Origin of the sequence: Erwinia magellanica (genome assembly GCF_039023495.1) — a bacterium.
GTDB lineage: Bacteria > Pseudomonadota > Gammaproteobacteria > Enterobacterales > Enterobacteriaceae > Erwinia.
The window spans coordinates 134,786-151,825 of the sequence record NZ_JBCHVC010000002.1; the positions used below are offsets into that span (position 1 = coordinate 134,786).

Sequence of the window (17,040 nt, forward strand, 5' to 3'; positions counted from 1 at the left end):
GTTAAATAATGAGGAATAACAAGTGCGTATCGGGATAGATTTAGGTGGAACAAAAGTGGAGGTGATCGCGCTTGCGGAATCAGGAGAGACGCTGTTTCGTCACCGTGTTGCCACGCCCCGCGATGATTATCAGCAGACGATAAAAGCGATTGCCGATCTCGTGAAGCTGGCGGAAGAGAAAACGGGCGAGCGGGGCAGCGTGGGGATAGGTATACCCGGCACGCTGTCACCCTTTACCCAACGGGTGAAAAATGCCAACTCAACCTGGCTGAATGGTCAGCCGCTGGATAAAGATCTGCACAAGCTGCTCAACCGCGAAGTACGCATCGCCAACGATGCCAATTGCCTGGCTGTCTCGGAAGCCATTGATGGCGCAGCCGCAGGTCAGCAGACGGTATTTGCGGTGATTATCGGCACCGGCTGCGGTGCAGGGATAGCGTTGCACGGGCAGGCGCATATTGGCGGCAACGGCAATGCGGGCGAGTGGGGGCATAATCCCTTGCCCTGGATGGATGAAGATGAGCTGCGCTACCGTGAAGAGGTTCCCTGCTATTGCGGCAAACAGGGCTGTACCGAAACCTTTATCTCCGGTACTGGCTTCGCCATCGATTATCATCGCCTGAGCGGGGTGGAGCTGAAGGGCGCGGAGATCATCCGGCTGCTTGAGCAGCAGGATCCGATAGCCGAGCTGGCGATGAGCCGTTATGAACTGCGCCTGGCGAAAGCGCTGGCACAGGTGGTAAATCTTCTCGACCCCGATGTGATTGTGATGGGGGGCGGCATGAGCAATAACGACCGGCTTTATCAGACGGTACCGCAGCTGATGAAAAAATGGGTATTTGGTGGGGAGTGCGAAACGCCTCTGCTTAAGGCTGTCCATGGCGATTCCAGCGGCGTTCGCGGTGCTGCCTGGCTCTGGCCGCAGGAGTGATCCCTCAGCTATAGCCCGGTCGGCTTATCGCTGGAACGGCGGCTATTCTGGCGTCGCCGCGCTGTACCCTGTCTCCTGAGCGGCCCTGCTCTGGCGTCCTCCTTCAGATCAGCGTTTTTATTAAAGGCGGCATTGCTGTCGCCCGTTACCTTACTCGCCTGTCAACATAGCATCACGTGGGGCGCTGGCACGCTGGTTTCTGGTCATCAGGAAGTAAATATAGCCAGCCACCATAAAGGCCACAAACAGGGCGCCGATGACCGGATTGAACCACAGCATCGCAATCAGACACACCAGCGCCAGTGCCAGCGCAATACCCGGCACAATGGGGTAGCCCGGCGCGCGGAAGCTGCGCTCCATCTCCGGTGCGATGCGGCGAAGCCTGAACAGGCTCAGCATGCTCATCAGATACATCACGATGGCACCAAATACTGCCATGGTGATCATGGCTGCCGTCAGCGTCATCCCTTGCAGATTAATCCAGCTGTCGCTGAAGATCGCCGCTATGCCAATCAGCCCGCCGGCAATAATCGCCCGGTGCGGCGTCTGGTAGCGGGAGAGCCTGGCCAGGCCCGCAGGTAAATAGCCTGCGCGGGAGAGGGCAAAGAACTGTCGGGAATAGCCGAGGATAATGCCGTGGAAGCTGGCAACCAGGCCGAACAGGCCAATCCAGACCAGCATATGCATCCAGCCTGAGTTTTCACCCACCACCATTTTCATGGCCTGAGGCAGAGGATCGTTGATATCGGACAGTTTGCGCCAGTCGCCCGCGCCGCCCGCCAGCAGCATCACGCCAATAGCCAGGATCACCAGCGTCAGAATACCGGTGATATAGGCCCTGGGGATGGTGCGTTTCGGATCTTTCGCCTCTTCTGCTGCCATCGCCGCCCCTTCAATCGCCAGGAAGAACCAGATAGCAAAGGGGATGGCGGCAAAAATACCGGAGAGGGCAGGCAGACCGAAGTGCTCGCCGCCCGACCAGCCGTTGGCGGCGAAGTTCGCCACGCTGAAGCCCGGCGCCACCACGCCCATAAATACCAGAAGCTCAAGCACGGCCAGCACCGTTACCACCAGTTCAAACATCGCTGCCAGCTTTACCCCCAGGATATTCAGCGTCATAAAGATGACATAGGCACCCACGGCGGCATATTTGGGGTTGAGTTCAGGAAACTGCACGTTGAGATAAGCGCCGATAGCCATGGCGATGGCGGGGGGCGCAAAAACGAATTCAATCAGGGTTGCCATACCGGCAATCAGGCCACCGGTCTCGCCAAACGCGCGGCGGCTGTAGGCAAAAGGGCCACCGGCATGGGGGATCGCCGTGGTCAGTTCGGTAAAGCTAAAGATAAAGCAGGTGTACATGGTGGCAATCAGCGCGGTGGTCACCAGGAACCCCAGCGTACCCGCCACGCCCCAGCCATAGCTCCAGCCAAAATATTCGCCGGAAATAACCAGACCTACCGCAATGCCCCACAGATGTATTGTGCCCAGGGTGGGCTTCAGCTTGCCTGTCATAGTGATATCCCCGTGATGAATTTTATGGTCAGTCGATAATGCAGCCGGTGCCGGGGGGGAAACTTGACGCTGGCGTAAGGAATTTTGTGCTCTGCTGTCAACTCAGCAGCAAGAAAAGTGGTGGATGCACGCTACAGTCAAAAGAGGGTCGTCTGCGGTCAGGCGGTGCAGACCTGGCGACGCCATGCTGGTAACACAACCGGTCGCTAACCTCTCAGGAGCCAGATGATGAGTGTCACACAATATGACAACCTGGATAACACCGCGCTGCTTACCCTTGCACAGCAAGCGGTCGCCCGCTATCCCGCTTCGCTACAGGGAAGGCTGAGCCTGCTTTGCCGCTCAGAGAACGCCACGTTTCTGCTGGTGGCAGGAGACAAACGCTATGCGCTGCGGCTGCATCGGGGTAATTACCATGCGCGGGCGGATATCGAAAGCGAGCTGCACTGGCTGGATGCGCTGCGGGAAACGGGGATCGTTGTCCCTGAAGCGGTGGCGGATAAAGAGGGGCAAACCGTGCAGACGCTCCTGCTGGCGGATGGCAGCAAGCGCCACGCCGTTCTGTTTCACTGGATTGAGGGAGAGATGCCCACTACAGATGTTGATCCTCGCGCGTTTCAGCAGCTGGGTCATATTACCGCCCGGCTGCATCAGCACAGCAGAAGCTGGCAGAAGCCTGCCGGCTTCCAGCGGATTATCTGGGATCATCACAGCATGGTCAGCCCGCAGAGCCACTGGGGAGACTGGCGGGATGCGCCCCATTTACGCTCTGAGGATCGTCCGGTAGTAGAAGAAGTTATTGGCCGCGTGGGTGAAGATCTGCGGACGTTCGGCAAAGAGTCTGCCCGTTATGGCCTGATCCATGCCGATCTGCGTCTGACCAACCTGCTGCTGCATAAGGGGGAGACGCGGGTGATCGATTTCGATGATTGCGGAATGGGCTGGTATCTGCACGATCTTGCGGCAGCGATCAGTTTTGTGGAGCACCATCCCCGTGCAGCCGAATGGATCGAACACTGGATCAGGGGCTATGAGCAGGTGGCGCATATCAGTGATAAGGAGATGGAAATGGTGCCCACGCTGTTGATCCAGCGGCGGATCCAGCTGCTGGCCTGGGTGGGATCGCACGCGGAGACGGAGATGGCGCAGAGCCTGGGGCCTCACTGGGCCGATCACTCCGTGCGCCTCTGCCGCCGCTATCTGCACAGCAGCGACCTGCCCGTGGGAGCCTGATTGGTATGATTATTGCTGCATAAGCAGGGTGTGTTCCCTGCCGAGGCGATAACGATGGAAACCGGAGTGATCAAACAGCCTGCTATGGCGGCGGCGTTACAGGCCAGCGCCGCCAGCAACCGTGGCGTGCTGGCTGCAGCGGCCAGCGGCTTAAGTGAATTTATCAGTGACAAAGGGGGCGATGTCGATAGGATTTTTGGCGTAAGCGGCATCGATCCTGAGCTGCTCTCCAGCCCCACCCTGAGCCTGGGGTTGATCAACTATTGCCGCGTGATGGAAGAAGCGGCGCGCTGTTCAGGTTTTGATAACTTCGGTTTACATTACGGCAAGCAGTTTAAACCGCAGTCATTAGGTCTGATCGGCTACGTGGGCCTCTGTTCAGATACGCTGGAGCAGGCGTTACATAACGTGGTTAATGCTTTTCCCTGGCATCAGCACGACACGCTGACCCGTCTGGCAGACAGAGGCGACTGCTGGCGACTCGATTATCAGGTGCGTCACGGCGCTATTCTCTGTCGGCGTCAGGATGCTGAGCTGACGCTGGGCATGTTTATGAATCTGATCCGCCACGTTACCGGAAAAAACTGGGCGCCGCGCGAAGTGCATTTTGAACACCCGCGACCTTCTCAGTGGCATGAACACTGCAAAGTCTTTGATGCGCCCGTTTATTTTGATCAACCTTTTAATTCGCTGGTTATCCCTAAACGCGATCTGATGCGGGCCATGCCGGAGAGCGATCCTGTGCTGCTGAGGGTGATGCAGGATGCCATTCGTCGCCTGAACAGCACCCCCTCACAGCAAAATATCGTCGATCAGGCGCGCGCTCAGGTTCATCTGGCGCTGCTGAAAGGTGAACCTGTACTGGAAGAGGTAGCGGAGAAAATGGGGCTGTCGAGCTGGTCACTGCAACGCCGTCTGCGCGACGAGAACCTGAGTTTTACCGCGCTGGTGGATAAAGTTCGCTGCGAGATGGCGACACACTATCTGCAACAGCGCCAGCTATCGATCTCTGAAATGGCGCTGCTGCTGGGCTATTCAGAAGTCAGCGCTTTTTCACGCGCTTTCCGCCGCTGGTTTGGCATCAGTCCGCGGCAGTGGCGTCAGGATGAAAAAGCCGGTTAACCGGCTGGTTTGAAAATCAGCACCATAGTTTTTGGGATGCTTTGTGGCGGCGGTGGCAAATTTTCTGCCGAGCTGACCACGCTCCAGGCTTTTTTGCACAGCAGTTCGTCGCCTGCGGTGCTCAGCACATCGTAGCGCCCCTTTTCGTTGTAACGAATGGTCAGGCTGCATTCGCGCCCCGCATACTGCTTTGCACCGTAAAAATTGCGCTGAATGCCGTACTGCAATTCAGAGAGATAAATACAGTCAGAATGGCTGACTCCTGCTTCTGGCTTGACGCAAACTTTTTCCGCGTAGGCCCGCATCTCTCCCTCCCCGGCGGGAGGCGGCTTAGGGTGATCGCCTGCGTCTGGCGTCTGACAGCCGGCAAGAGCCAGTAGCAGCACGCCTGTCCCGCCTCTGAACAGCCTCTTTATCCTTTTACCTGAACGCATTTTATTATCCAAATTACTAAAGATTATTTAATGTCAGCCGATAGTTTACTGAGTTAGCTTCTCGCTGACAGATTATTCCAGCACTCACCGGCTATTTATCGATCGCCCCTATTGCCATTGAGCAGTTGCCATAATAGAACAAATTACTTAGTAACGGAAATAAACTATATTTTCGGGCCGGATAAATGAAGAAGTTAATAACAAGAAGTTTGTTTTATTTCTGCTGCTGGGTTTGCGGGCTGCCGAAAATTTGAAATGGGTGCGGAATTGTTTTTACTTTATTCATGGATAAGAAATGAAAAGCCATTATCACCTTGTTGCTTTGACGTTACTCAGCAGCGCTGTTCTCAGCGGCTGCGCCACCGAATCTTCCCGCGCTATAGAGGCTCCGCAGGTCACTGCCGCCAGCCAGCCTGCTTATCAGGGCGTAAAAAGCCCGATCGCCGTAGGCAAGTTTGATAACCGCTCCTCCTATATGAACGGTATTTTCTCCGATGGCGTGGATCGTCTGGGCAATCAGTCTAAAACCATTCTTATTACCCATCTGCAACAGACCGGCCGCTTTAACGTACTGGACCGCGCTAACCTTGAGGAACTCAAGGCGGAAGCGGGCTACAAAGGCAGCGCACAGTCCATTAAAGGCGCCAACTACGTGGTTACCGGCGACATCACCGAGTTTGGTCGTAAAGAGACAGGCGACCAGCAGCTGTGGGGGATCCTGGGTCGCGGAAAAACGCAGGTTGCTTACGCCAAAGTGAACCTGAATATTGTCGATGTCACCACCTCTGAAGTGGTTTATTCGGTTCAGGGTGCAGGGGAATATGCGCTTTCTAACCGTGAAGTGATCGGTTTCGGCGGCACCGCCAGCTACGACTCCACGCTGAATGGCAAAGTAATGGATCTGGCAATCCGCGAAGCGGTAAATCATCTGGTCAGCGGAATTGAATCTGGCGCCTGGCGTGCGGTTAAATAAGAGAGGGAGAAAGAAATGCGCGTTTTAAAATATACTCTGACAGCGGCGACGGCGCTGTTATTGACGGCCTGTGCCGGAAAACCCACTACCACCTATTACTGGGGGGATTACCAGTCCTCTCTATACAGCTATTACAACCATACGGCAGCGCCGGAAAAAGAGATTGAAACGCTGAGCGCTGTTATTCAGCAGGCGCACGCCAAAAATAAACCCGTGGCGCCAGGGCTGCATGCCCAGCTGGGGTTACTCTATGTGGATACCGGCCATCCCGATCTCGCTTTCCAGCAGTTTACCGCTGAAAAAACCGCTTTTCCTGAATCCGCTGGCTATATGGATTTCCTGATGCGTAACAAGCAAGGAGCACAACAATGAAGAAAATCTTAGCAATTGCCGCCCTGCTGGCGGTGGTTACGCTTACCGGCTGCGCCAAAAAAAAGCCTTATGACTACTCTGCTTTCCGCGAAAGCAAACCCGCTTCCATTCTGGTGCTGCCTGCTGAAAACCACACGCCCGATATCAAAGCCGCACACAGTTTTGCCTCGCTGGTAACCCGGCCGCTGGCAGAGTCAGGCTACTATGTTTTCCCGGTAGCGGTGGTAGAAGAGACCTTTAAGCAGAACGGCCTGGACAACGCCACGGATATCCGCTCCGTGAGTGCGGCAAAGCTTCGCAGCATCTTTAATGCGGACGCGGCACTCTATATCGATATCACCGATTACGGCACAAAATATATTGTGATCGACAGCGTGACGCGGGTGACGGCAACCGCCAGACTGGTGGATCTTCGCACCGGCAAGCAGATCTGGAGTGGCCTGGCCACCGCTGCGAACAACGAGCAAAATAATGGTAATCAGGGCGTCATTGGCATGCTGATCACCGCTGCGGTGAAGCAGATTGCCAATAATGTCAGCGACGGCGCGCACGATATTGCCGTAGTGACCAGCAACAGATTGCTGACGGCTAACACTAACGGCGGCATCCTGCCCGGCCCGCGTGCCAAAGCAGCAAAAATCTGATCCGCAGGGCGCCTTAACGGCGCCCTTATTACTCTTTAGCAGGCGAAGCCTTCAACAAGATGCTGGCCAACGGCCTGTGGCCCAGTGAAGGCTGCGGGGGCTGAAAACGGCGAGCCACTCTGCCGGTTTATCCTGCTTACGCCGTTGGCGTCTCCAGCTTGCTGTAACCCAGTCCGTTAACTTTTCTGACCCTGATTTGCACCGGGATGCGTTCTTTCATCGCTTCAACGTGGCTGATCACGCCAATGGTTTTACCGCTGGCATTGAGCGCATCCAGCGCATCCAGCGCACTGTCGAGCGTGTCGGCATCCAGCGTGCCGAAACCCTCATCCAGAAACAGCGATTCTATCCGGGTTTTATGGCTGACCAGATCGGAGAGCGCCAGGGCAAGCGCCAGGCTCACCAGGAAGCTTTCGCCGCCGGAAAGAGTACGGGTATCGCGCAGCGAATCTGCCTGCCAGGTATCGACGACCTGAAGCTCCAGCGCCTCCTGTGATTTCCGCTGCAACAGGTAACGGCCATGCAGGCGGTTAAGCTGGTTGTTCGCCAGCCAGACCAGATGATCCAGCGTCAGCCCCTGCGCGAATTTACGGAACTTATCGCCGTCGCGCGAGCCAATCAGCTGGTTCAGGTAGCCCCACTCTTCAACCTGTTTTTCATTTTCAGCTATCTGAGCCAGCAGATCCTGCTGCTGCTGACGGCGGGCGGCATCGCTGTTGAGCTGCTGGCGCGTTTCACCCTGTTGACGGGCATTTTCCCGCAGCTGCTGCGACAGGCTGGCAACAACTTCACCCAATCCCTCTGCCTCTTCCGGCATATCCTCTGGTTTTGCCCGCAGGAGGTTTTCCAGCGTCTGTTGCGCCTGGCGCAGCAGCACAGCCGTTTGCTGACGCCGCTGATCATGCTCTTTTTGTAACGCCCGCAGCCGTAGCATCTGTTGCTCATCAAGCAGCGCTCCGATAAAGGCCGCTTCATCCGGGAAGGGGCTGGCTGACAGCGCTTCGGTTAGGGCGTGCTCAGCTCTCTTCAGACGTTGAGACAGCACGACAGCGTGTTCATTCAGTGAATTATGCTGTCCGTTCAGGGTATTTAACTGGTTCTGTAGCGTCTGCCACTGCTTAAGGCAGGTTTCGCTGCGCTCTGCGTACTGTTTTGAGTCGGCGCGGAGCTGTTGCTGAACCTCCACGGTGGCCCGTTCGCCAAACAGCGTAAGGCGTTCTTCCCTGAGTTTTTCCAGCGATTCGCGATCGGTTTTAAGGCGCTGTTCCAGCAGCGTCAGTCGGCTCTGTTCGCTGGCTATCTCTTCCGTCAGCGCCTGCTGCTGGGTGACCAGCGTGGTGAGCTGAGGAAGGAGGTCAGTTAGCGCCTGCTCTGTCTGTAACCATTGCTGCCACTCATTTTCACGATCTGCAAGCCACGTCTCCTGCTGGCCTGGTTGCGGCAACGCTAAACCTGCTTCATTGAGAGAGGCCTGCAACAGGTTGCGCTGCTGGTTAACGCTCTGCTGCTCCTGTGCCAGCAGGCTCTCCTGCTCTTCCAGTGCCTGTTGCGCAGTAAGCAGTTGCTGACCCATCAGCTGTTGCTGCTGCTGCAAAGTCAGCAACGCATTCTGCTGTTGCGTAACAGCGTCTTTGTGCTGTTGCAGCTCGCGCGCGCTTTGCTGCATCCTTTGCAGGATGGATTGCTGTTCTGTTTCCAGCCGCTCCTGTTCTGCCAGCCACGCCTGCACTTGTTCAGCCTGTTCTGGCGTCAGCGTAAGGGAGAGGGCGGAGATAACCGTCTGCCACTGCGCGCGCAACTGCGCGGCTTCCCGTTGATCCTCTTCCGCCGCCTGCTGCTCTTTTTCCGCCAGCGCGAGCAGGTTTTTCAACTGTTCGCGCTTCGCCGTGCCCCGATCTTTTAGCTGCTCAACCTCGCTTTTCAGCCTGGCCAGACGCTGCTGGTTTTCAGAGGGTTCAAGCGCCTGATAATCGGCCACTGCCGGATGTTCGCAGGAGCCGCAAAGCGGACAGGGCTGTCCCGCTTCAAGCAGGGCACGCTGCTGCTCCAGGCTGGCTATCCGCTTCTCCAGTTCACAGCGCTTCTCCAGATCCTGAAGATGCTGATACTTCTCTTTCCAGCTGCTGCGCAGCGCTTCCAGCTCTAGCGTTTCCTGCTGTTGCCGTTTCAGGCTCTCTTGCTGGCCTGCCTGGTGGCGTGCCAGGCGGGCCGCCAGCTGTTGCCACTGCGCAGAGAGCAGAGCCAGCTGTTGCCGTTGTGATCGCTGCTGGTTGAGCCGTGCCAGCGACTGTTCCAGCTCACTTTCGGCATGCTGCTGCCGCTGCGCGGCGGCGCTCTTTTCAGCTTCGGTGAGGCGGGCCTGGGCCTGTTCCAGCAGCTGTTGCTGCGGTCTGGCCTGTTGCTCTGCCTGCTGAAGCTCTTGCCGGAGCTGAAGAACGGCTTTTCGCTGCTCATCCGTGCGCGTCTGCCGGGCTTTCAGCGCCTGTTCACTCTGCTGCTGCTGTTCAAAGCGAACACGCCACAGCGGCAGAGATTCTCCCCAGCGGGCAAAGTGCGGATGCTTTTGCTGCCATTCGCGGTTGAGCTGCTGCTGTGCCTGCTTATCACTCTGCGCCTGCTGGTTTTGTTGCAGCGTGGCCTGACGGCGGTTGAGGGATTGTTGGTACTCACTTACTTCTTTAGCAAGCCCCTCTGTTTGCTGGTTTAGCGAGGCGATGCGGTTATCCAGCGGCAGGATCGTATCGGCAATCAGCGTCTCCTGTTGCAGGCGATAAGCCTCATGCTGTTGACGCGCTTCATCGGCGGCCTTGAGCTGTTGTGTACACTCTTCAAGCTGTTGTTGCGCCAGAGCTTTTTGCTGCGAAAGCTGCTGTTGCTGGCTGTTCAGCTCGTGCCACTCCTGCTGATACTGCTCGCGCTGCTGCCAGAGCGGGCGTAACTTTTCCGCTGGTTCTGCCTGGGTAAGACGGGCCAGCTCCGTGCCATCCTGCTGCCAGGCAATTTCTGCCTGCTGGCTGGCGTGCTCCGCTTCTTTAACCGCCTGTAAGGCAGCGTGATGCTGCTGCTGCCACTGCCATAAAAAATGGTGTCGCTGGTGTTGGGAAGTAAGCGCCTGCTCCGCTGTTACAAGCTCTTCCAGGCGGGTTGTGAGGAGTAAAAGCTGTTCATCTTCCAGCAGCGCCATCCCGCTGGCCTGCGCGCGCAGGGTATCCAGCGCCGCTTTCGCCGTTTTATGGCGTTCAAACACGCTGGCAGAGAGACGGCCATAAATTTCGGTGCCGGTCAGCTCTTCAAGCAGCTCCGCGCGGCTGTTGGCGTCAGCGTTCAGAAACGCCGCAAACTCGCCCTGTGACAGCATCATCGACTTGGTAAAGCGCTCAAAATCCAGGCCGGTCAGGGCGGTCAGCATCTCCAGCTTATCTTTGACCTTATCGGCAACGATTTTATTGTCTTCGCAGCGGGCCAGCTCCACGCGGGGAGCCTGCAAGTTACCCTCTACGGCGCCACGCGCCCGGTTCTGGCTCCAGAATGCCCGCCAGGCCACCCCTTTGACCTCAAATTCCACCTCTGCCAGACATTCGGAAGTATCACGCGTCATCAGATCGTTCTGCGTCTGGGAGAGCTTACCCAGCCTGGAGGTTTCGTGATAAAGCGCCAGACAGATGGCGTCGAGCAGCGTAGTTTTGCCCGCGCCCGTCGGCCCGGTAATGGCAAACAGGCCGTTGCTGGCAAAAGGTTCAGCAGTGAAATCGATCTTCCACTCCCCCTTGAGGGAGTTGAGATTTTTAAACCGCAGCGTCAGGATCTTCATGCCTGCTCCTCGTCATCAATCTCAGTCAGCGTCTGTTTAAACAGCGTGGTGGCACGAGCCAGCCGCTCCGGCTCTTCATGCTCCTCAAGGGCCAGCCGACGACTGAACACCTCCTGCACGCTAAGCTCGCTGAGCGTCTCATTATTCTGCCGGTTGATGACCTGATCGCGCTGCTCCCGGCTGCGTCGCAGTAACACCACTTCCACAGGTAGCTTCTCCGTCAGTTCCTGAATACGACGCTGGAGATCGTTCAGCCAGGCATGGGTAGAAATTTCGATATCAAGCCACACGGTTTTGCCATCTTCACGCGGGAGGATAGCCGCAAGCTGCTGCTCAATCTCTTCCAGCGAACCTTTAATCATCTGCATGGGCTGAAATAGCGGGATCGGCAGCGTTTCAACCTTACTGAGCCTGCCGTCAGCAAAATCGACCAGGAAGACGCTTTTCTCCTTGCCCAGCTCATCAAAGCTGAGCGGAATAGGGGAGCCGCTGTAGCGGATATGGTCGCTATTGGCGATGCGCTGCGCACGATGGATATGCCCCAGCGCAATATAGTCTGCTGGCGGAAAAGCCTGAGCCGGAAAAGCATCAAGCGTGCCGATGTAAATGTCCCTCACCGCGTCACTTTTGGTGACGCCGACGGTCGTTAAATGGCCGGTGGCGATGATGGGGAGCGGCAGATTATGGCGTTCACGCACTTCCAGCGCCGCCTGCCAGCAGCGCTGGTAGTGCTGGGTTATCGCTTCCAGCAGCGTCAGCTGTTTCTCCCGGCCTGACTGGCCCGCCTTGCTGAGGGTAATATCGCGAGGGCGCAGGAAAGGGATAGCACAGAGCAGCGCGCCAGGTTTACCTTCGCGCGTGTTCAGCATCAGCACCTGTTGCGCAGGATCGTCGCTGGCTGCGGCAATGACCCTGGTATTCAGACAGGCAAGCAGCTCGCGAGATTCGTTCAGCGTGGCCACAGAGTCATGATTTCCACCCAGTACCACCAGCTCACAGCGGGTTTGCTGTAGCTTCACAACAAAACGGTTGTAGAGTTCACGCGCATAGCTGGGCGGCGCTCCCGTATCGAAGATATCACCCGCCACGATAATGGCATCTACCTGCTTTTCCACCGCCTGTTCCAGCAGCCAGTCAATAAAAGCCTGATGTTCCGCAGCACGGCTTTTGGTGTAAAAGAACTGGCCCAGGTGCCAGTCTGACGTGTGGAGTATTCGCATGGGGTCCCTCTGAGGCGTAAAGCAGTGCCGACGATTATAAACAGCCAGAGGCAAAACCCCAGACACATTGACCACTACCTTCATAAAAGTGTTATAAATCGGTGGGCTGGGGTCAGTTTTGTTCATAAAACTGTCATAAAACTGACGCATAATGGCGCCGCATATCCAGTGGCATTCCGTCACAGTAGCAGGAGCAATAATGGCTAAGCGCATTCTGGTAGTCGAAGATGAAGCCCCAATCCGTGAGATGTTGTGTTTCGTGCTGGAGCAAAATGACTATCAACCCATAGAAGCGGAAGATTATGACAGTGCGGTCAGTATGCTCATCGAACCCTGGCCTGATTTGATCCTGCTGGACTGGATGCTACCGGGGGGATCGGGCATTCAGTTTATCAAGCACCTGAAGCGTGAAGCGATGACCAGGGATATCCCGGTGATGATGCTCACGGCGCGCGGCGAAGAAGAAGATCGCGTTCGCGGTCTGGAAGTGGGTGCTGACGACTATATTACCAAGCCATTTTCGCCGAAAGAGCTGGTGGCGCGAATTAAAGCAGTGATGCGCCGCATCTCGCCAATGGCGGTGGAGGAGGTTATTGAGATGCAGGGATTGAGCCTGGATCCCTCTTCACACCGCGTGATGTCCGAGACTCAGCCGCTGGAAATGGGGCCAACGGAGTATAAGCTGCTGCACTTCTTTATGACGCACCCGGAGCGGGTCTACAGCCGTGAGCAGTTGCTTAATCATGTGTGGGGCACTAACGTGTACGTCGAAGATCGTACCGTTGACGTTCATATTCGCCGCCTACGCAAGGCGCTGGAACTGACCGGGCACGATCGCATGGTGCAGACGGTTCGCGGAACAGGTTACCGTTTCTCTGCACGTTACTGATCGTTCGCACTGGAGCCTCTACCGTGTTGGAACGCCTCTCCTGGAAGAGACTGCTGCTGGAGCTGGTACTGGCCTGCCTGCCCGCCCTGATTTTGGGGCTGCTGGTCGGCTACCTGCCCTGGCTGCTGCTGATCGCCGTGTTGGCCGTACTGGGCTGGCACTTCGCTAATTTACTCCGTTTATCCCACTGGCTCTGGATCGATCGCAGCATGACGCCACCGGCCGGTCGCGGCAGTTGGGAGCCTCTCTTTTATGGCCTTTACCAGATGCAGGCGAGAAATCGTCGGCGTCGGCGCGAGCTTGGCCACCTGATTAAGCGTTTTCGTAGCGGAGCGGAGTCCCTGCCCGATGCCGTGGTACTTACCACAGAAGAGGGAACCATCTTCTGGTGCAACGGCCTGGCGCAGCAGATGCTGGGGCTGCGCTGGCCGGAGGATAACGGTCAGAACATCCTTAACCTGCTTCGTTACCCCGAATTCACCCGCTACCTCCGCCAGCGGGATTTTTCCCGGCCATTGACCCTGGTGCATAACAGCCATCGCCAACTTGAATTCCGCGTAATGCCCTATTCAGAAGGACAGTGGTTGCTGGTGGCGCGTGACGTGACGCAGATGCATCAATTGGAAGGCGCCCGCCGTAACTTTTTCGCTAACGTCAGCCATGAACTGCGTACGCCGTTAACGGTGCTACAGGGTTATCTGGAGATGATGAATGATTCCGGAATGGAAGGGCCGCTGCGGGATAAAGCGCTGCATACAATGCAGGAGCAGACCCGCCGTATGGATGGTCTGGTGAAACAGCTGCTGACGCTGTCACGCATTGAAGCCGCGCCAGCGCTCGATCTCCAGGAAAAAGTCGAGGTGCCGTTAATGCTGAAGCTGTTACAGCGTGAAGCGGAAACTTTGAGTCAGGGGCGGCACGAAATCCATTTCCACAGCGACCAGCATCTGCGGGTATTCGGCAACGAAGAGCAGTTGCGAAGCGCCATCTCCAACCTCGTTTATAACTCGGTTAACCATACGCCGCCCGGTACGCGCATTGATATCAGCTGGCAGGAAACCGCGCAGGGGGCGCTGTTTAAGGTGAAGGATAATGGTCCCGGCATTTCACCTGAGCATATTCCCCGCCTGACGGAACGTTTCTATCGCGTGGATAAAGCGCGCTCCAGACAGACCGGTGGAAGTGGACTGGGTCTGGCGATAGTGAAGCATGCGTTGAGTCACCATAATGCGCGTCTGGATATCACCAGCGAGCCGGGCGTGGCGACCTGTTTCAGCTTCATCCTGCCGCCAAGGTTGATTGTCAGCCGCGAGTTGGCACAGAATGCGATTCGTTGATCGAACCGGATACCTGAGATGAAAAAGCTTTTTCTGCTCGCCCTGACCTGTTTCAGCCTGATGGCGCAGGCCAAAGAGGGGATGCTGGCCGGGAATCTGACCAGCGTCGGCTCCGATACGCTCGGCAATCTGATGACGCTGTGGGGCGAGAGTTTCAACCAACACTATCCCGGCGTGAATGTGCAGGTTCAGGCGGCTGGCTCCTCTACTGCGCCTACGGCACTGGCCGCAGGCGCAGCACAAATCGGCGCTATGAGCCGCCCCATGCAGGCTGTGGAACGGCAGCTGTTTGAAGCCCGATATGGTTATCCACCGCTTGCCGTGCCGGTAGCTATGGATGCGCTGGTGGTGGTGGTCAATCAGGACAATCCGCTACCTGGGCTGAACACCAGACAGCTAGATGCTATTTTCTCGGTGACCCGCCGCTGTGGAGCCGTTGCCGCCGTCAACCACTGGGGCGATCTCAACCTGACACAACCCGGCTGGCCTGGGCGCCCTCTGCAACGTTTTGGCCGAAATTCCGCTTCTGGCACCTGGGGGTTCTTCAAGCAGCAGGCGCTCTGTAACGGGGATTTCCGTAATGATGTGAGCGAATATCCCGGCTCTTCCGCCGTGGTGCAGGCCGTGGCCAACACGCTTAATGCCATTGGCTATGCCAGCATGGGCAGTCACCTCTCCGGCGTGAAAATGCTGCCCGTTTCCCGTGACGGAAAGGCGTGGATCCCACCCAACGCAGAGACGATCCGCAACGGCAGCTATCCCTATGCGCGTAAACTCTATCTCTATGTGAATAAACCGCCGGGTAAACCGCTGGAACCGCTCACTGCCACTTTCCTGCGGCATGTGCTCTCTGATCGGGGGCAGGCCGGGGTGAATCAGGCTGGTTATCTGCCTCTCTCGGAAGAGCAGCGTCAACAAGCCCGCCAGCTGCTGAATAATGGATAAGTAAGTACTAACATGAATTTTCTTCACGCCTGATGAAATTTCCTCGGTTGCAGCTGAATCTTTCTCATGACACTCTGTTTACAGCCATATAGACATCCGGAAGTCTACATATAACGAATCGTGATAATTTCGCCGGTAAATTAACAACCCGGCGTGCCAGGAGTGACATACCATGCAGAGAGATTCAGCCCAGTATCGTGCCGAAGTGGTCGGCAGCTTCCTTCGTCCTGCGGCCATTAAACAGGCTCGCGAGCAGTTCCAGGCCGGCGAGATTGATGCTGTTGCGCTTAGGCGCATTGAAGATGAAGCCATTCGTGATGTGGTCACGCACCAGCGCGCCTGCGGGCTGAAAGTGGTAACGGACGGTGAATTCCGCCGCGCCTGGTGGCACTTCGACTTCTTCGATGGACTGGAAGGGGTGGAGCGCTACGAGTCTGAGCAGGGCATTCAGTTCAACGGTGTGCAGACCAAAGCGCACAGCATCCGCGTCACTGGCAAACTCGGTTTTGGCCATCATCCCATGCTGGAAGATTTCCGTTATCTGAAAAGCATCAGCGGCGACGCCGTGCCGAAGATGACCATTCCCAGCCCAAGCGTGCTGCACTTCCGTGGCGGACGTAAAGCTATTGACGCTAACGTTTATCCCGATCTTAACCTCTATTTTGACGATCTGGCGCAGACTTACCGTGACGCCATTCAGGCCTTTTACGCCGCAGGCTGCCGCTATCTGCAACTGGATGACACCGTCTGGGCCTATCTCTGCTCGGAAGATCAGAAGCAGCAGATCCGCGAACGTGGCGAGGATCCGCAGGAGCTGGCGCATATCTATGCCCAGGTGCTGAACAAAGCGATCGAAGGTAAGCCGGACGATCTCACTATTGGGCTGCATGTCTGCCGCGGCAACTTCCGCTCTACCTGGATCTCTGAAGGCGGCTATGAGCCGGTAGCGGAAATTCTGTTTGGCACCGTTAACATTGATGCCTTCTTCCTGGAATATGATAACGAGCGTTCTGGCGGCTTCGAACCGTTACGTTTCATCAGGCCGGGCAAACAGCAGGTCGTACTGGGTCTGGTCACCACCAAAAACGGCGAGCTGGAAAACTCTGAAACCGTGAAGCAGCGCATCGCTGAAGCAGCGCAGTATGTCAGCCTTGATCAAATCTGCCTCAGTCCTCAGTGTGGTTTCGCCTCAACGGAAGAGGGCAACAGCCTGAGCGAAGAGCAGCAGTGGGCGAAGCTGCGTCTGGTAGTGGATATCGCTAAAGAGGTCTGGTAACGCTGCATCAGGATGTGCAAAAGGCGCGACAATTCGCGCCTTTCGTGCATCTTTGGCCCCATCTATGCAGAAAATAACCCCGCATCGCGCAAAAAAAATACAAATCATGTAAGGCATCCAGGCGATAAACTGAAGTGAATCACTGGATGCGGTAATTTTTACGACATATCACTCTGCTTTTCCGATCGCACCTTGCCTTTCTCCCCTATAAACGGTTTACTTAGCGCCGTTTTTACGTTATCCCCCTGTTAAAAGATCAAAAACCAGCACAAATCCGCTACCAGAACGACAGCAGGAAAAACATTTCTCCGTATCGCGCGGCGATTCTGGCGTTTTTA

14 protein-coding genes are annotated in these 17,040 nt (G+C 56.4%); 10 read left to right on the plus strand and 4 right to left on the minus strand.

Annotated elements, in window-relative coordinates:
- Positions 1 to 22 precede the first annotated feature (22 nt).
- Positions 23 to 931, plus strand: coding sequence for a fructokinase (gene mak / locus AAH450_RS07690; protein WP_342909712.1), 909 nt, complete (start codon positions 23 to 25; stop codon positions 929 to 931).
- Between the two features lie 150 nt (positions 932 to 1,081).
- Here mak and eat read toward each other — a convergent pair whose 3' ends face one another.
- Positions 1,082 to 2,446: an ethanolamine permease gene (gene eat, locus AAH450_RS07695; protein WP_342909713.1), complete on the minus strand. Its 1,365-nt coding sequence runs from the start codon at positions 2,444 to 2,446 to the stop codon at positions 1,082 to 1,084.
- A gap of 228 nt (positions 2,447 to 2,674) precedes the next feature.
- Here eat and AAH450_RS07700 point away from each other — a divergent pair, with 228 nt between their 5' ends.
- A complete protein-coding gene (locus tag AAH450_RS07700; RefSeq protein WP_342910363.1) occupies positions 2,675 to 3,679 on the plus strand; it encodes a phosphotransferase enzyme family protein in 1,005 nt (334 codons plus the stop codon).
- A gap of 54 nt (positions 3,680 to 3,733) precedes the next feature.
- Complete coding sequence (gene qhpR, locus AAH450_RS07705; protein WP_463322715.1) at positions 3,734 to 4,801, plus strand: AraC-like transcriptional regulator QhpR; 1,068 nt, start codon at positions 3,734 to 3,736, stop codon at positions 4,799 to 4,801.
- Here the strand turns inward: qhpR and AAH450_RS07710 are convergent.
- Positions 4,798 to 5,187, minus strand: coding sequence for a cell envelope integrity TolA C-terminal domain-containing protein (locus AAH450_RS07710; protein ID WP_342909714.1), 390 nt, complete (start codon positions 5,185 to 5,187; stop codon positions 4,798 to 4,800). The two genes, qhpR and AAH450_RS07710, sit on opposite strands and share 4 nt — an antisense overlap.
- A 343-nt stretch (positions 5,188 to 5,530) precedes the next feature.
- Between AAH450_RS07710 and AAH450_RS07715 the strand changes: the two genes are divergently transcribed.
- From AAH450_RS07715 to AAH450_RS07725, 3 genes are read left to right on the plus strand one after another with little or no spacing between them, the layout of a single operon-like run.
- Entirely contained in the window at positions 5,531 to 6,208 is a 678-nt protein-coding gene (locus AAH450_RS07715) for a CsgG/HfaB family protein (protein ID WP_318789877.1), read from the plus strand.
- Between the two features lie 15 nt (positions 6,209 to 6,223).
- Entirely contained in the window at positions 6,224 to 6,580 is a 357-nt protein-coding gene (locus AAH450_RS07720; RefSeq protein ID WP_342909715.1) for a DUF4810 domain-containing protein, read from the plus strand.
- Positions 6,577 to 7,224, plus strand: coding sequence for a DUF799 domain-containing protein (locus AAH450_RS07725; protein ID WP_342909716.1), 648 nt, complete (start codon positions 6,577 to 6,579; stop codon positions 7,222 to 7,224). The genes AAH450_RS07720 and AAH450_RS07725 overlap by 4 nt, the downstream gene beginning before the upstream one ends.
- Positions 7,225 to 7,360: 136 nt before the next feature.
- Here the strand turns inward: AAH450_RS07725 and AAH450_RS07730 are convergent, their stop codons facing one another.
- Together AAH450_RS07730 and sbcD are read right to left on the minus strand one after the other, a co-directional pair.
- Positions 7,361 to 11,035 carry an AAA family ATPase gene (locus tag AAH450_RS07730; RefSeq protein WP_342909717.1) on the minus strand — a complete coding sequence of 1,225 codons (3,675 nt, stop codon included), beginning with the start codon at positions 11,033 to 11,035 and terminating at the stop codon, positions 7,361 to 7,363.
- Positions 11,032 to 12,255, minus strand: coding sequence for an exonuclease subunit SbcD (gene sbcD / locus AAH450_RS07735; RefSeq protein ID WP_342909718.1), 1,224 nt, complete (start codon positions 12,253 to 12,255; stop codon positions 11,032 to 11,034). Before sbcD ends, AAH450_RS07730 begins: the two co-directional genes overlap by 4 nt.
- A 199-nt stretch (positions 12,256 to 12,454) precedes the next feature.
- Between sbcD and phoB the strand changes: the two genes are divergently transcribed.
- The 4 genes from phoB to AAH450_RS07755 all read left to right on the plus strand — a co-directional run bounded on the left by phoB (position 12,455) and on the right by AAH450_RS07755 (position 16,702).
- Entirely contained in the window at positions 12,455 to 13,144 is a 690-nt protein-coding gene (gene phoB / locus AAH450_RS07740) for a phosphate response regulator transcription factor PhoB (protein ID WP_318789882.1), read from the plus strand.
- Between the two features lie 23 nt (positions 13,145 to 13,167).
- A complete protein-coding gene (phoR, locus tag AAH450_RS07745) occupies positions 13,168 to 14,481 on the plus strand; it encodes a phosphate regulon sensor histidine kinase PhoR (RefSeq protein WP_342909719.1) in 1,314 nt (437 codons plus the stop codon).
- A gap of 18 nt (positions 14,482 to 14,499) precedes the next feature.
- On the plus strand, positions 14,500 to 15,426 hold the full coding sequence (locus tag AAH450_RS07750; RefSeq protein WP_342909720.1) for a PstS family phosphate ABC transporter substrate-binding protein: 927 nt from the start codon (positions 14,500 to 14,502) through the stop codon (positions 15,424 to 15,426).
- 172 nt (positions 15,427 to 15,598) lie between these two features.
- Positions 15,599 to 16,702 carry a cobalamin-independent methionine synthase II family protein gene (locus tag AAH450_RS07755; protein WP_342909721.1) on the plus strand — a complete coding sequence of 368 codons (1,104 nt, stop codon included), beginning with the start codon at positions 15,599 to 15,601 and terminating at the stop codon, positions 16,700 to 16,702.
- Positions 16,703 to 17,040 lie beyond the last annotated feature (338 nt).

Excerpts from the sequence above, each read along its gene's own strand:
- eat (WP_342909713.1), bottom strand. The coding sequence starts at position 2,446 with ATGACAGGCAAGCTGAAGCCCACCCTGGGCACAATACATCTGTGGGGC.
- AAH450_RS07700 (WP_342910363.1), top strand. The coding sequence starts at position 2,675 with ATGAGTGTCACACAATATGACAACCTGGATAACACCGCGCTGCTTACC.
- qhpR (WP_463322715.1), top strand. The coding sequence starts at position 3,734 with ATGGAAACCGGAGTGATCAAACAGCCTGCTATGGCGGCGGCGTTACAG.
- AAH450_RS07715 (WP_318789877.1), top strand. The coding sequence starts at position 5,531 with ATGAAAAGCCATTATCACCTTGTTGCTTTGACGTTACTCAGCAGCGCT.
- AAH450_RS07720 (WP_342909715.1), top strand. The coding sequence starts at position 6,224 with ATGCGCGTTTTAAAATATACTCTGACAGCGGCGACGGCGCTGTTATTG.
- AAH450_RS07725 (WP_342909716.1), top strand. The coding sequence starts at position 6,577 with ATGAAGAAAATCTTAGCAATTGCCGCCCTGCTGGCGGTGGTTACGCTT.
- AAH450_RS07730 (WP_342909717.1), bottom strand. The coding sequence starts at position 11,035 with ATGAAGATCCTGACGCTGCGGTTTAAAAATCTCAACTCCCTCAAGGGG.
- sbcD (WP_342909718.1), bottom strand. The coding sequence starts at position 12,255 with ATGCGAATACTCCACACGTCAGACTGGCACCTGGGCCAGTTCTTTTAC.
- phoB (WP_318789882.1), top strand. The coding sequence starts at position 12,455 with ATGGCTAAGCGCATTCTGGTAGTCGAAGATGAAGCCCCAATCCGTGAG.
- AAH450_RS07750 (WP_342909720.1), top strand. The coding sequence starts at position 14,500 with ATGAAAAAGCTTTTTCTGCTCGCCCTGACCTGTTTCAGCCTGATGGCG.
- AAH450_RS07755 (WP_342909721.1), top strand. The coding sequence starts at position 15,599 with ATGCAGAGAGATTCAGCCCAGTATCGTGCCGAAGTGGTCGGCAGCTTC.